General features: G+C 53.8%; 18 protein-coding genes and 1 pseudogene. 13 read left to right on the forward strand and 6 right to left on the reverse strand.

Annotated elements, in window-relative coordinates; genetic code table 11:
- The coding region (locus tag BM408_RS23100) for a hypothetical protein (RefSeq protein ID WP_217649457.1) at positions 1-287 on the reverse strand (287 nt) is incomplete at its 3' end.
- A 141-nt stretch (positions 288-428) separates the two neighbouring features.
- The gene (locus BM408_RS23015) at positions 429-599 is read right to left on the reverse strand and encodes a hypothetical protein (RefSeq protein WP_175541882.1); all 171 of its coding nucleotides are present in this window, start codon (positions 597-599) and stop codon (positions 429-431) included.
- Positions 600-925: 326 nt separating this feature from the next.
- Here BM408_RS23015 and BM408_RS22565 point away from each other — a divergent pair, with 326 nt between their 5' ends.
- From BM408_RS22565 to BM408_RS22605, 10 genes are all read left to right on the forward strand, one after another.
- Positions 926-2,128, forward strand: coding sequence for a replication initiation factor domain-containing protein (locus BM408_RS22565; RefSeq protein WP_092132960.1), 1,203 nt, complete (start codon positions 926-928; stop codon positions 2,126-2,128).
- A gap of 23 nt (positions 2,129-2,151) precedes the next feature.
- Positions 2,152-2,484: a hypothetical protein gene (locus BM408_RS22570; protein WP_092132962.1), complete on the forward strand. Its 333-nt coding sequence runs from the start codon at positions 2,152-2,154 to the stop codon at positions 2,482-2,484.
- Between the two features lie 2 nt (positions 2,485-2,486).
- Positions 2,487-2,714: a hypothetical protein gene (locus BM408_RS22575; RefSeq protein WP_092132963.1), complete on the forward strand. Its 228-nt coding sequence runs from the start codon at positions 2,487-2,489 to the stop codon at positions 2,712-2,714.
- Between the two features lie 111 nt (positions 2,715-2,825).
- Entirely contained in the window at positions 2,826-2,984 is a 159-nt protein-coding gene (locus BM408_RS23020) for a hypothetical protein (protein WP_175541883.1), read from the forward strand.
- Positions 2,985-3,312: 328 nt separating this feature from the next.
- Positions 3,313-3,558, forward strand: a complete 246-nt coding sequence (locus tag BM408_RS22585) for a hypothetical protein (protein ID WP_092132966.1) — start codon at positions 3,313-3,315, stop codon at positions 3,556-3,558.
- Between the two features lie 105 nt (positions 3,559-3,663).
- Positions 3,664-5,037 (forward strand): hypothetical protein, encoded by a 1,374-nt coding sequence (locus BM408_RS22590; protein ID WP_175541884.1) that lies wholly within the window; start codon positions 3,664-3,666, stop codon positions 5,035-5,037.
- Position 5,038: 1 nt separating this feature from the next.
- Positions 5,039-5,374: a DUF2523 family protein gene (locus BM408_RS22595; protein ID WP_092132969.1), complete on the forward strand. Its 336-nt coding sequence runs from the start codon at positions 5,039-5,041 to the stop codon at positions 5,372-5,374.
- Positions 5,371-6,585, forward strand: a complete 1,215-nt coding sequence (locus tag BM408_RS22600; RefSeq protein WP_092132971.1) for a zonular occludens toxin domain-containing protein — start codon at positions 5,371-5,373, stop codon at positions 6,583-6,585. The genes BM408_RS22595 and BM408_RS22600 overlap by 4 nt, the downstream gene beginning before the upstream one ends.
- Positions 6,586-6,622: 37 nt before the next feature.
- Complete coding sequence (locus BM408_RS23025; RefSeq protein WP_175541885.1) at positions 6,623-6,883, forward strand: hypothetical protein; 261 nt, start codon at positions 6,623-6,625, stop codon at positions 6,881-6,883.
- 15 nt (positions 6,884-6,898) lie between these two features.
- Positions 6,899-7,480, forward strand: a complete 582-nt coding sequence (locus BM408_RS22605) for a recombinase family protein (RefSeq protein WP_092132972.1) — start codon at positions 6,899-6,901, stop codon at positions 7,478-7,480.
- Positions 7,481-7,645: 165 nt separating this feature from the next.
- Here the strand turns inward: BM408_RS22605 and BM408_RS22610 are convergent, their stop codons facing one another.
- The 3 genes and pseudogenes from BM408_RS22610 to BM408_RS23105 form a co-directional block, all read right to left on the reverse strand.
- Positions 7,646-8,782 carry a GTP pyrophosphokinase gene (locus BM408_RS22610; RefSeq protein ID WP_092132974.1) on the reverse strand — a complete coding sequence of 379 codons (1,137 nt, stop codon included), beginning with the start codon at positions 8,780-8,782 and terminating at the stop codon, positions 7,646-7,648.
- 265 nt (positions 8,783-9,047) lie between these two features.
- The gene (locus tag BM408_RS22855; RefSeq protein ID WP_139237400.1) at positions 9,048-9,695 is read right to left on the reverse strand and encodes a hypothetical protein; all 648 of its coding nucleotides are present in this window, start codon (positions 9,693-9,695) and stop codon (positions 9,048-9,050) included.
- Positions 9,696-9,746: 51 nt separating this feature from the next.
- Positions 9,747-9,842 (reverse strand): annotated as a pseudogene (locus BM408_RS23105) (XRE family transcriptional regulator); the annotation flags it as partial.
- A 272-nt stretch (positions 9,843-10,114) separates the two neighbouring features.
- On the opposite strand from BM408_RS23105, the gene BM408_RS23030 reads away from it, so the two are divergent.
- From BM408_RS23030 to BM408_RS22860, 3 genes are all read left to right on the forward strand, one after another.
- Positions 10,115-10,570, forward strand: coding sequence for a hypothetical protein (locus BM408_RS23030; RefSeq protein ID WP_175541886.1), 456 nt, complete (start codon positions 10,115-10,117; stop codon positions 10,568-10,570).
- Positions 10,571-10,721: 151 nt separating this feature from the next.
- Positions 10,722-10,997, forward strand: a complete 276-nt coding sequence (locus tag BM408_RS23285; protein ID WP_371327043.1) for a helix-turn-helix domain-containing protein — start codon at positions 10,722-10,724, stop codon at positions 10,995-10,997.
- On the forward strand, positions 10,994-11,470 hold the full coding sequence (locus BM408_RS22860) for a DUF6941 family protein (protein WP_139237402.1): 477 nt from the start codon (positions 10,994-10,996) through the stop codon (positions 11,468-11,470). Before BM408_RS23285 ends, BM408_RS22860 begins: the two co-directional genes overlap by 4 nt.
- A gap of 7 nt (positions 11,471-11,477) precedes the next feature.
- On the opposite strand, the gene BM408_RS22620 is transcribed toward BM408_RS22860, so the two are convergent.
- Entirely contained in the window at positions 11,478-11,969 is a 492-nt protein-coding gene (locus tag BM408_RS22620; RefSeq protein WP_092132977.1) for a hypothetical protein, read from the reverse strand.
- Between the last annotated feature and the right edge of the window lie 519 nt (positions 11,970-12,488).

The raw sequence follows: 12,488 nt of genomic DNA on the forward strand, positions 1-12,488 counted from the left end.
GGCCTTAAAGTGTTGTTCTTAAGCCACCGCTTCCGCCAGCTATTGGCGGCTTTCTTTAGGCGTGCTAGCAATTCACTATCGGGCTCTGCCTCAAGGGCCGCGACAGCGATCCAGTGCTCTGGATCTTCTCCTAATTTCATAGCAATATTCCCAGCAAGCACGGGGCTTAGTCGCCGTTGGCGCTTTGCTATCGATAGTGCCGATGGGGTGATATTCATGTCACGAGCCCATGCGGCGGCGCGCTGTTTTTCCAGCGCTTTTGCGTACAAGTCCATCGTGCTTTGCATGTTAATAACCCCTTATTAGTGAGAGGGTTTTATCATAAATCGCTAGGCGATAGAGTGAGACCCTCTTAACGTCCGAAATGTTGAAACCCTCTCAACATTTTGATCTGGACGTATGCAACAACTCGCCTTCCTAGTCTTCACTCACTTCCGGTCGAAATCCGCTCGGGCGCGATCTAGCCGAAGCCGCTCTTTCGCTGCCAATGCTTCGTTCTTCCGAGCCTGCAACGTTGCGCGAATTGCCAGCGCGACAAGGGCAACGACTATGCCGCCGAGCAGCGAAATCATCGCAATTTCCAGAATGCCCAATTTCATTGCCCCCCTTTGGTCTCTCTCTCAATCAGGAGATAACGGTATTTCAAAGATTGCCTCCATTGTGTCAGCGGAGGCTGTATGAGCAAGTCGGTTAACGGTCAATCCGGCGTGGCAATGGTTCACTCGAACATCGGCCAACTCGCCCGGTCTGAGTTCCTGAAGACCTGGCCGTTCATGGCCGGTAAGTCCCTTGACGAAATCTATGCATTTGGGCGTGAGTCGGCGAAAGCCGCTCGCGCTGAAGGGGCCCCGCTTGCGGGGAAGGGCGCGAGCGGCAGCGAGCCGGTCCGAAACCTCCCCGTTGGTAATCACGGGGATAACAACCTATGACACGCCCAAGTCGCTCGTCATTGGTTCTGGACGGTTCCGAAGTTAAATATCGCCTCGAAGCTGAACGTCTGGCCTCCAAAACGCCGGTTCATGTCGATTGGGTACGGTTCACAGCCCTGCGGCGCAACGCGCCATTTGTCCCTGTCGATTACCTTTTTCCACACCCAGATACCAACATCTGGGATGAGAACTACCGGGCTGCGCAGCAGGCCCGTATGCTGCGCGAGATACCTGATTGCGATTTCGACGCCGCTACGCAGGCGCTCGACCTCGCGCAAAACGTGGCCACAGCGCTCGGAACTGACTTTGTAGTCAATCCTGAATTCAAAAAGGGCCATGACTTCTACAAATTTCGCTGGTGCATCGAGCGCAATGGCGCGGAATGCGGATGGGTCGGCTTCCTCTCATCGGGCGACTCCCCACGCCAGAAAGCGCAAGCGCAAACCATCCATTGCAATTTGTTCGGGATGGCTTGTACTTTCGCCTCTCACGGCTGGCGTGATCGTCTCGCCGACATTGTTGAGGAGCGCGATGCAACCTTGACCCGGTGTGATCTTGCATTGGATTTCTTCGACGGCTATCCGGGCGGTATCAAAGCCATTCGTGACGACTACAACGAAGGTCTTTGCAATGTAGGTGGCAAGCTCCTCAAGGTCAACTTCGTTGGTGACTGGTCAGAGCATTCCCATGGCGGTCGCTCCATCTACTTCGGCTCCAAAGAGGCTGGGAAAGAAACCAATGCGTATGAAAAAGGCGATCAGCTTTTTGGTGTTGATGCTGGTAGCCCTTGGCTTCGTCTGGAGCTACGTTACGGCAACAAGCTGCGGGTTCTTCCAGTGGACATGCTCCGCAGACCGGCTGATTTCTTTGCTGGTGCGTCTGATTGGCACGCTGCGGCACTTGCTCTGGCTGATGCTGTAGCTGCACCGCAGAAACTTTCCACCATCGAGCGCTTGCCGCTCGAAACCGTCGAAGCGGAATGCGTCCGCAACATCCGTTGGACGCTTCAGACGGCGGCCCCCTCCATCGCCGTCGCCTTTAAACACCTTGGCCTCGAAGAGTTCCTGACCTTCGTCACGAACCAGAAGTTACCCGGCCGACTTCAGAAATTTCTGCCCAATGAGTTGGGCCGTTCATTCACGGCGGCATTCGGTCGCCTTTCACAGCCAGAGGGTTCCCCGGCCTTCGTAGCGGCTTAACAGGGGAAAGGAGTTACTCAATCATGAAAATGAAAAGCCAAGCCATCTGCACCGGTATCAAAGAATCCGCAGGTACCTTCGAGGAAACGAAGAAAGCCTTCAGCTCCACCACGTTTCACCTGATCGTGGATGTAGCGGAAAACTCCGCTGGCCGCTCCATAGGTTCGGTGTCGCGCCCATTCAAGTTCGGTGATGCCACCGAGTTCGAGAAATGGGCGCACCTGGACAAATCGTGGCCCGCTACCGGCCTGCTGTGCGACTGTGAGTTTGACGTGGTGGCCGGCGCCGACAACGCGTCCAAGCTCACCTTGGTGGGCATCAAGCCTGCTCCACAGCAACTGCAAAAAGCAGCCTAACCATGCGGCTCCTCATCCAGTCCAAAACGACCGGGAAATTCCTCTGTCCTGCGCTGGATGGGGGTGAGCCTGTGTGGGTGCAATCGCTCCGCGAGGCGGGCGGGGGCGTGGTGTCCGATCTTGAAGCGGTGAATCAACTCGTAGAAGACAACTGCGATTTTGAAGACATGCCGCAATTGATTGACCTTGATCGCCTTGGCACGCCACGTGACTACGCGAAGGGGACTTGATATGCAGGCGCTTCTTCTGCCGTCGCTCGCGCTTGCGCTGTGTTGCATCGCCCTTTGCGGTGCTGTCTATTACATACGGCGTGACTTCCGCCGTTCAATCGGAGAACGGTGATGGCTCAGTTCGCATGTACCGCCTGCGGGCACGAGGGGCACTTTGTCGAGTTCAAAACCGGCACGCACGTCGAACACGATGATGAGGCCGACGAGGATTTTGACGTCGATGAGGTCGAGTGTCCTGAATGCGGCTCTGAGTCTGTTGTGGAGGCGTAGATGCAATTTCTCATTTGCACCGTTGACGCCACTCCGTGCCCACCCGAGGCCTTGTCATACCTCTCAATGTCCGAGGCCATCAACCCTGCGACGTTGGGCATTACCCCTGAGTCCGTCCTGTACGCCTTCTCATGGGGGATGGGTGCGGTGATTCTGTTTTGGCTCATTGGTTTCGTAACCGGAGTGGCAGTAGACGCAATAAAAAAAGCATAGAGGTTTTGACTTCAGCCTGTAGAGCCGCATCGTTGTGAAACGCCCGACTCTATGGGGTGTAGTTCCGAATGTCTCGGAAAGCACCTCGCGAAAGCGAATTCAAAAAGGAAATGAAATGAAGCTTTACAACCAAGTCCGCAAGTACGGCGCTCGCATTGCAGTTGGTGCAGCATCCCTCGTTGGCACCGGCTTCGCGCTGGCTCAAGAGACGCCCGGCCCTTCGGTGTTTCAGCAAATCTTCGCCGCCATTGGCGTTGAAGGTGTTGCTGCCGCAGTGGTCACGCTCATGATTGCCGTGATCGGTATCGCCATGGCGTTCAAGGGCGGCGACCTGGGCAAGCGCGCAGTTCGCAAGGTCTAAGACCATGCTGATCGGTGCCCTCATCACGCTTTTCTATGGCCTTATCGCCCTAATTGGTGCGTTGAGCGGCATCGGTCTTTGTATAGCTCTCGGGAGGGCTCGTTAATGCGCCCTCATACGTTCTTTTTCGTCGTGGCAGCTCTCCTATCAACCGCCTCCTTTGCTGCTCCTACCCCGGCTCCTAGCGCCCTTGGGGGGCTTGTTGAGTCTCATACCGGCGCAGGAAAACAAACCGTCAACATAGGCGGCATTGATTTCGATAACAGGGGTAAGCCACTGGATTCGCGTGGTGTTCCGACCGTTGAGACGGACGGGGCCGCTTCCGCAAAAACCACACACACCGGCAACCTTAAAAACCCGTCCGGCAACCCGGTCCCGGTGAAGGTCAACGGGCGCATACCGCCCGCTGCTGCCGGAAAGGCAATCGGGAAATTCTTGTTGAAGATTACCGGCGGCTACGTCCTGAACACGGGTGTAGCCGTCTACGACCTGGCTAAAGAGCTGGGCTTTACGCTCGGCCGCAACCCGGACGGCACGCTCGACGTCGATAAAAGCGACCCCAATGTCTGCTCCGTCGCGCCATGCTATCTGTACAGCACGGGTAGCTATAACACCACATCTGGCGGTCCCAAGCGAAGCACCGAACTAGCGGCGTGCCAGGCTGTTCCCAACGACTGGCCGGCCGGGCTTCTGGCCGGGCCTCCTATTGTGGTGGGCACTGCTCCTAATTCTGTTTGCCAGTGGCCGCACAACGGCGGGGGCGCCACTACACGGGCGATTGAACGCGAGGGAATCGCGCCTAAACCTGAGGTACTGCTTCAGTCCTCACAACAAGAGTTCCTGGATGCCATCGCCACCAAGTCCGGCTGGCCGTCCAGCTCCACCCTCTCCAGGGCTCTGGAGGATGCCGCCAAGGTCACTGGCGAAAAGATTCAGCCGGAAAACCTCACCATTTCTGGCCCCGCCAGCACGCCAGGCGCCACCAGCACCACTCAGAAACCTGATGGCAGCACCGAGACAAGCACCACCACGCACAACCACACCTACGGCGGCAATACGGTGACGACCACCAACACCACCGTCATCAACAACTACAACCCGACCACGAACACCACCACCACGACGACAACTACAGGAACACCGCCCAAGGCAGAAGAGCAACCCGAATATGAGGCTACCGATACCCCTTTACCGGATCAGCCAAAGCTCTACACACCGAAATATCCGCAAGGCCCGTCAAAAGTCTGGACTGACCGAAAAGCGGATTTCATGGGTTCTCCTCTGTTGCAGTTGGTCGGCGGTCTAACGCCAAACATCCCCGCTGCTGCATGCCCGCAGTTCTCTTTCAGCGTGAACCTCGGGTTCGTCAACTTCGGTACATATAGCCTAGGCCCAGAGTGCTACGTCTGGGACTTCTGCAAGATAGTCATTCTCGTCAGCGCCCTCTTCTTGGCTCGGGCGCTCATTTTTGGAGGCTGATATGGGCGCACTTTTCTCCATGCTCTTTCAAAAGATAGCGGGACTGCTCAAATGGATTGGCGACCTATTTGTTGCGTGTTTTGTCGCAATCTGGGACTTACTCAAAGACCTTTTTTGCTGGATGCTAGATGAGTCACTAAAGATCGCTGTAAGCGCGATCAGCACCTTGGACGTATCTGGTATCTCAAGCAACCTTGCCGTCTTTGGCCAAATACCTGCCAACGTCATGCAGGTAATGGGTGCGCTCGGTGTGGGTCAAGCCCTCGCAATTATTGGTGCCGCCCTCGCTATTCGTTTTCTCTTGCAACTCATCCCCTTTGTAAGGCTCGGCTCATGATCAACGGTCTGGAGGGTATTCCCGGTTCGGGAAAGAGTTACGAGGCATGCGTGCACCATGTATTGCCTGCGCTTCAGGCGGGTCGTCTTGTCATCACGAATTTGCCACTGCTGGTGGATATGTGGGCAGCGATCAACCCCGATTTTTTAAAGCTACTGGAGCTGCGTCGCCGCGTCCAGCCCATCCGCGGCACGTGGGATGCAGAGCGCGTTGACGAAAAAACCGGTGAAGGCAATGCCTTTGAATTGTTCGCTGATGGTCACACGGAGAAGCCTGCGACCAAAGTTTCGCTCTTCGGCCACGTGTGGGACTACTACAGCGATTGGAAGCATCCAATTACGGGGCAAGGCCCCCTGTTCATCATTGACGAGTGTCACGTCGGCATGCCGACTATCGGCACAGATGCCCAGGTGATTGAGTGGTACAAGCTACATCGACATTTCAACGTTGATGTGTTGCTCGGCACTCAGTCGTTTCGCGACATCAATCAACCCATTGCCCGGTTGATGGCAATGCTCGTGAAAGTCCGCAAGGCCGATATCTTGGGGCGGGCAGATCATTACATCCGCAAGGTGCACGGTGGCTACCGGGGCTCCGTCATTTCAACCGAAGAGCGGAAATATCGCCCGGAGTTTTTCAACCTTTACAAGAGCCACACGCAGGGTAATAGCGTTGCTGAAGCTCTGGCACAGGACGTCTCACCGTTCATCGTGAAGTTCAAGCGCTATACGCGCAACGTGTGGGTCCTCTTCGGCCTTTGCGCTCTGATATTGGGCTACTACTTCTACTCCAAATGGAGTACGCCAAGATCAATCACAACAGTCACACGTACCGCTGGCCCGCCCGCCGGTTATGTGGCCCCTGTGCCGCGCTTGGCGGCCTCCAGTGCCTCCAACTCTGTTCAAGCGAGTTTGACCCAGCCAATGGCCGTTGATGAGATTCCTGAGCCCTACCAGAGCAAGGGTCTGCACCTCAATGGCTTTATCACGATTGCTGGGGAGACCATCTACATGCTGAGCGTTTCGCAGAATGGCATGGTGGTCAGTCATACGAGTAGTAAAGAGTTAATTCGCGCTGGCTATCGGTACATTCCTCTTAGTGATTGCGCGGGTGTTGTCCAATGGATGCGCAGCAATCGCGCTATCACCTGCGATACGCCGCAGATCGGCCTAGGCGCAGGTGGCGGTACGGCAGCACAACCAAAGACCTGACTGTGCGAATTTGTAACCCCTGTGATATTCTCGCCGCATGGGGATGGAAGACCGTGACTGGTATAGGGAGGGCTACGCCGCAAAGACCGGTGGGCTCTATGACCGTAAGAGCGGTCGCTACTGGTGGGGTGGCCGCAAGCCTGTGCCGGCGCCCAGAGATTTATCTTATGAGTCGCACGTGCCGCGCGCAATGCGAACGACTCCCACGCCATGGCATCCAGTGCTTGTTTGGTTCCTCTTTGCGGCGATCTGCATTGGCGTCTTTGTCGTCCTCAAACTCATTTCAAAAATTGCCTGAGTCGGTGCAGTCGGCGTGATCTACGGGTACGCACGGGTATCCACCACGGAGCAGGAAACAACCCTTCAGCTTGATGCGCTCTATCGTGGTGGGGTAGCGCAAGTGATGCAAGAAAAACGCAGCTCGGTTGGCAGTAGGCCTGTCTTGCAGTTGCTCCTGTCGATGCTTCGACCCGGTGATGTGGTCAAGGTTTACAAGATCGACAGGTTTGCGCGTTCGCTGATTGATCTGCTTGCAATTCTGGAGCGAATTGAAAAGGCCGGTGCCTCATTTCAAAGCCTGACAGAACCGGTAGACACGTCCACCAGCGCAGGCCGCATGATGATGCATATGCTTGGCGCGTTCGCGGAGTTCGAACGTGGAATCATCCGCGAACGGTCAATTGCCGGTCAGCGCGCCGCTATGCAGAGGGGTGTGCACTGCGGGCGCAAGCGTTCTCTTCCAAGCGACACAGAGGCCGATATCGTTAAGCTGTACAGCACCCCTGGCAATTGGTACACCCTCAACAGCCTGGCCGCGCTGTTCGAGGTGCATCCCTCAACGATTAAACGGGCCGTCTATCGGGTGGAAAAGCCGGGACATTCTTCTCTGCGTTAGATGTCGCCTCCTCTAATTGGAGGAGACGCGGGAACGACCACGATTCAATTCTGGCTAACGACGCCGCAGGTACGTCAGTGATTGAGTGGGACGACGCCAAGGACGTGCTTGACATTCGAGACCCGTATTTGCTCTTTGCACTTCGTTGGAGTGAGCCCCTATAACTCAGCGATTTTTTCCGGACACTTCTCGGCCAGTCTTTGTAGCCTTAGGGGAGAAGTCTAGTAAGTAATCAACCATTGCGTCGTGATCATCTGCAGCACCAAGGTTGTTAGAAATTAAGAAATTTCTTATAAACGTTCGATTTTTAGTTTGCGCCACGAGCATGTACTGCAAGTAAAAGACTCCGATCCCTGCATTTGCTGGGCCCGTAGCCATCTTGAAGTTCTTCGAAAGAAATTGCGAAATCCAGTACTTCGTGAATTCAGCAATAGTGTCTTTGACCCGTTCTGCTGCAACCTCTACCTCGTCAACTCGATGGATACCTAAAGTCAAGAAACGCCCCACAAATTGCTCTCCAACTAACCCAGGGTCGGCTACCAATGTTCGCTCCATTGCTCCAGCCACAAGTGCATCCAAGCTCTTGGTGTGCGAGTCAATTTCGTACAAAGCACGTAGTGACAACAAGTCCAATTCGACCTTCGCCGGGTTCTGCCGAATTTCCCGAACTACGGCCCCCGCGTAGTCACTCAGACTACTCCGAATAGAAGCAAATTCTGCGTCGGCAAGTTCGAGTAAACCCGCTACGCGCGCAAAACGCCGTCTTACATCGCGAGGAATTCCAGAAGCCGACTTGTACCCAATGTCATGTTCAATTTCGGCCCATGCATGTTGGAGAATTGAGCGAATCTGGATTTCCGTTTTTAACCCGTTGAATTTTCGATACTCAACTAACTTGCACCTCGCCGGCGCCAGTGTGACGACGTAGTGCAATGACTGATAACCAAACCTGTCTGGATCAAGACTAATCCTTTTGTCCACCGAATGATCCGGCGCCACCTCGAACTCTTGCTCGATCAATTCGGCAATGAGATCTACGTCATCCGAGAAGTATGTTGTTATTCGAATTGCCGAAATATCCGTGACGCTACCTAACGAGTCATATGATTTTTCCGGAAGTCCGAGCTTGCGACTTAGGCTTTCACGACTTTTGCAGCGGGATGTGACTGAGTGCACCACGATGCCTGATGCCGCAAGAATTTGCGAAACGAGTTCGGAGGCTTTGCGGGAGAAGTCCTCGTAGATGCCGCGCTCATTATCAAATTCCGTGAGAATCTGAGATTTCGTTGAATCCTCAATCATGATGCGCTTCTCTAGATCGCCTCAAAGCATTCTTTGACATCAGCTAGCCCTCCGAATTTGTAGCATCATCATACGGCTGCCAGCGCAAAGTTCCAGGGCGTCAATAATTACTGGTCGCCTGCCGTTCTTCTGTTACCGGGTTCCTAGATTCTCGCCCTCTCTGCTTTGGCGTTCTTGTCATTCCACCAAAGAGCGGGCATCTAGCGTGCCGTGTACCACGTGCGCAAGCTAGAGCACTCCAGCTTGCGGCAATGGGAAATCCCCCTCAAATAGGTACTTGGACGTGCTGCCTACTTAAGCGGGCTATCTCTCGCATTTCTTCGATAGTACTATTTTCTTTAATTTGAACGAGAAACCACTCCAGTGTTTCTGCGGATTTGCGTTGCCATTCTCCAAATATGGCAGCGACTTCCTGCTTGTCGAAACGGAGATCTCCTTCTTCTACGTCGATACAAAAGTTGTTAAGTGCACGCAGTCTTTGTTCCGACAAGCCCAGACGAATCGCGGTATATGGACCAGGTAGATCGAGTATGGGTAGGCTAGCTAGAACGGAACGAGCCTGAGAAACTTCCTGGCTCAGGCGCTCCCATACTTTCGGAGAAGATCGCTTGCCTAGTTCGTCAATGGCAATCTGAAAACACGCATCGACGTGCATAAGAATTCCGCGAACTGCTAAGAATTTGTTGAGTCGATCTCGCCGTTCTTTTTCTTTATCGATGTTTCGAGTTTGGTGTGTCTGCCATGCAGCGATCACTGCGGCAGCCAGTATGGCAAGTACTGATCCAATGGCTTGAACCCAAGATGCAAATCCACTGTGCAGATCAGTCCACACGACTATCGCCTCAAATTGGGCCAGCATTGCAATTGCAATAGCTACGCCAGTCCACAGAAAGGGAATTTTCCATCCACTCATGCTCAGACTCTCCTCATTGGTGTTTTGATGACACTACATATGCCCGATCTTGCGAGCCAGGCCTGTACGCCTTGCGATCTCGCGAATGAACATCTGATCCCGCAATGCTCGGCGTCTGATGACATTCAATGTCGCCACGTCTATCACTCCTAATTTCCCTCTGCCTTTAAAACAAGCAGAGTAGTGCCTATGTGGGTCAGATTTGGATAGAAATTACTTCGCTAACTGGATCAGATTTCGACGGAATTCAGCACTGGACAAAAAAACAGGGGCGTCTAGTCAGATTAGAGGAGCCATTAACTTGTTACCGCCTGCTACCATGGACTAGCAAAGCCCTTACTTGCGGCAAGAAACGCCCGGCGAGCAGGGAATGTGACTTAATTCCGCCAATCCAATCCCCATTCCCACAAAGTTATATCTTGGGTGATATAGTCCCACAAATGTTTAACGGAGACTTCCTAGAGAAGGATCTGGATAAATTGCGAGCAAATGCGTTGACAGCGGACGATGTTGATCTTCTCAATGCGTTCCTAGATGAGGTCGCGGAAAGTGTGGATGCATTGTGGAAACTTACTAGATGGGCTGCAGATCATTTTCCACCGCATCTAAATTGTCGAGCTATCGCGTGTTTCCAAGATGATGGCTATAACCTCTACCGAATTAGGCCGTTAGGTCCCCGGCTCAGTAAATATCGAATTTTGTACGCCTACAACAACACAGTTGAGGAACTTCATTTCCTAGCTGTTGTAGTTAAGAAGCCCGAGAAGTTACCTGGTGGTGCCGATCCCAACGATTTTTACAACTATGAACCAAATCATCCAATTTCAGATCGAGTCCGTCACGAGTACGACTACCGCCGCTTCTCCAAGCTCTAGGCTTGGTAATACGCAATCGAGCACTGTGGAAGCCACGTATTTTGTTGTCCCTCCCTGTCTAGCTTCGCTGCGTAGATCGGCTGATGGAAAGCTGCCGCGATTGGCGGTTTCGGCTGAACGCGAACGAGTTGACGCCGAGGTTCGATCTCGAATGCAAGAGGCACGCGTGGCTCTCGGACAGGAGTTATACGGTGGCTCCCGTGCGACTCTAGGCGGCGTTCGTCTTTCATTAGGGCTTTCACAGCAGCAATTGGCGACTGCCATTGGTACGAGTCAACCAAATATCGCGAGATTAGAAGCTGGCTCAGTCAATATCATGTGGAGCACAGGAAAACGGTTGGCCCAAGCACTCGGATTAACTTTGGAGCGGTTGGATAGTGTGATTACAGCCACAGCGAAACTTTCAACCACTACCGAAAAATCATGACGACACCCCGAGCGAAGGCCTCAGCGAAGACACCCTCAAAGCCAGCGGCGCAATCTCGATGCTTTGTAGCGCAATTCTGCGACGACATACGTTATGAGCTTGGAAACAAAATAACGATAGTAGGTCTGTATAACGGCTACCTCTATCTACATGAATTTCCCGCTTTGATTCCCCGTTTCGCCGTCAACGCCTACGTCGATTTACCGATTGAAGAGCAGATAACGACCGTCGGTTTTCGAATCGAAAAGGGAGATGAAACAGTTTTTCAAACCAGCATTGAACCGGGCGCACCGGAGATCGCTGAGGTAGAGAACGGACATGACCAGTTCACTCGCAGATCGGTTGGAGTGCAAATATCGCTTCCACCACTGACTGTCATGGCGCCGTGCATGCTCAGATCAATAATCACTATTGACGGTGTTGAACATGTGGCAGGCAAGCTGCGAATTGCAGCCACACCTACTGCAAAGTAGGTACCCGTTACGTTGCGGCCGCGTATTGAAATCCGCCGCGAAACAGGGCATGCCGTTGCGTCGGGCAGAACAACCTGTATGCGCCTTGGCAACTCATGTACCAGTTTTCTCCGACCGCTGAGTTTTTATGCCCCAGCTTTGCCGTCAAATCTGGCGTGGTGGTCAATGCTTGATTGAATGTTTTGTCCATCCAGTCTGAAAACTCTTTCAGGCGTTCCCAGTCTTCTGGCTTGTTCGTGATGCTGCCTTGTACGAACTCCAGTTTTAGTTGAATCACTTTCGTTTCCTTGAAAAGGTCTGCAATTGATTTCTTGACAGCCTTAGCCAGGGCGCGGGCTTTTGCCTTCGCTGCTGCCCACCAGCCAGGCACGGTAGGCGTCCAATCGAAAATGCACTCCATCAGCCGCATGATTCGCGGGCTGTTGTGATACCCGTTCGAGAACAACTCATGCTGGAAGCGCAATGCTTCCGGGTGCTGCATGTAGTTCTTGGCGATCATGGTTTCGTGCCTTTCATCGGTTACCGGGTCCCTAGATTTCTCGCCCTCCCCGCTTTCGGGTTCTGGTCTTTCCACCAGAGAGCGAACCTCTGTCACCGTTTCCCTGAGTTCCTGCGCCCGTAGGACGACGGCACCGGGAATGGCACGGATGCGCGGGGAAGGTTTGTAAAGCGACTAGCGCGAAGCGCCTTCTAAAAGCTTTATGAATACCCCGCGCAGCCGGGACAGGCCCGGGGCAGGCTTCCGGAGGGATGGCGCAGGAACACAGGGAAATGGTGGGGCGCGGCGGGGGAAAGACCCGGCTGTTGCGTTAGGGATCGTCACCCGAAGGGCTGGGACTTCTGGCCCAGTGGCGAAGCCATAGAGCCCGCCCCGAAGGGAACGCTCAGAGTTCGAAACCCTCAACAATGCTCAATCTGATGATTTCGGGCAAAAAAATGGCGCAAATTGCGCAGCCCAAAGAAAAAGCCCGGGAGTTCCGGGCCTTAAAGTGTTGTTCTTAAGCCACCGCTTCCGCCA

This window comes from Polaromonas sp. YR568 (assembly GCF_900116715.1).
Taxonomy (GTDB): domain Bacteria; phylum Pseudomonadota; class Gammaproteobacteria; order Burkholderiales; family Burkholderiaceae_C; genus Polaromonas.

Bases quoted from the DNA above. Each gene is read 5' to 3' on its own strand.
- BM408_RS22860 (WP_139237402.1), top strand. From the start codon at position 10,994: ATGACGACACCCCGAGCGAAGGCCTCAGCGAAGACACCCTCAAAGCCA.
- BM408_RS22565 (WP_092132960.1), top strand. From the start codon at position 926: ATGACACGCCCAAGTCGCTCGTCATTGGTTCTGGACGGTTCCGAAGTT.
- BM408_RS22600 (WP_092132971.1), top strand. From the start codon at position 5,371: ATGATCAACGGTCTGGAGGGTATTCCCGGTTCGGGAAAGAGTTACGAG.
- BM408_RS22585 (WP_092132966.1), top strand. From the start codon at position 3,313: ATGAAGCTTTACAACCAAGTCCGCAAGTACGGCGCTCGCATTGCAGTT.
- BM408_RS22595 (WP_092132969.1), top strand. From the start codon at position 5,039: ATGGGCGCACTTTTCTCCATGCTCTTTCAAAAGATAGCGGGACTGCTC.
- BM408_RS23020 (WP_175541883.1), top strand. From the start codon at position 2,826: ATGGCTCAGTTCGCATGTACCGCCTGCGGGCACGAGGGGCACTTTGTC.
- BM408_RS23015 (WP_175541882.1), bottom strand. From the start codon at position 599: ATGAAATTGGGCATTCTGGAAATTGCGATGATTTCGCTGCTCGGCGGC.
- BM408_RS22855 (WP_139237400.1), bottom strand. From the start codon at position 9,695: ATGAGTGGATGGAAAATTCCCTTTCTGTGGACTGGCGTAGCTATTGCA.
- BM408_RS22575 (WP_092132963.1), top strand. From the start codon at position 2,487: ATGCGGCTCCTCATCCAGTCCAAAACGACCGGGAAATTCCTCTGTCCT.
- BM408_RS22620 (WP_092132977.1), bottom strand. From the start codon at position 11,969: ATGATCGCCAAGAACTACATGCAGCACCCGGAAGCATTGCGCTTCCAG.
- BM408_RS22570 (WP_092132962.1), top strand. From the start codon at position 2,152: ATGAAAATGAAAAGCCAAGCCATCTGCACCGGTATCAAAGAATCCGCA.
- BM408_RS23285 (WP_371327043.1), top strand. From the start codon at position 10,722: ATGCAAGAGGCACGCGTGGCTCTCGGACAGGAGTTATACGGTGGCTCC.
- BM408_RS23025 (WP_175541885.1), top strand. From the start codon at position 6,623: ATGGGGATGGAAGACCGTGACTGGTATAGGGAGGGCTACGCCGCAAAG.
- BM408_RS22610 (WP_092132974.1), bottom strand. From the start codon at position 8,782: ATGATTGAGGATTCAACGAAATCTCAGATTCTCACGGAATTTGATAAT.
- BM408_RS22590 (WP_175541884.1), top strand. From the start codon at position 3,664: ATGCGCCCTCATACGTTCTTTTTCGTCGTGGCAGCTCTCCTATCAACC.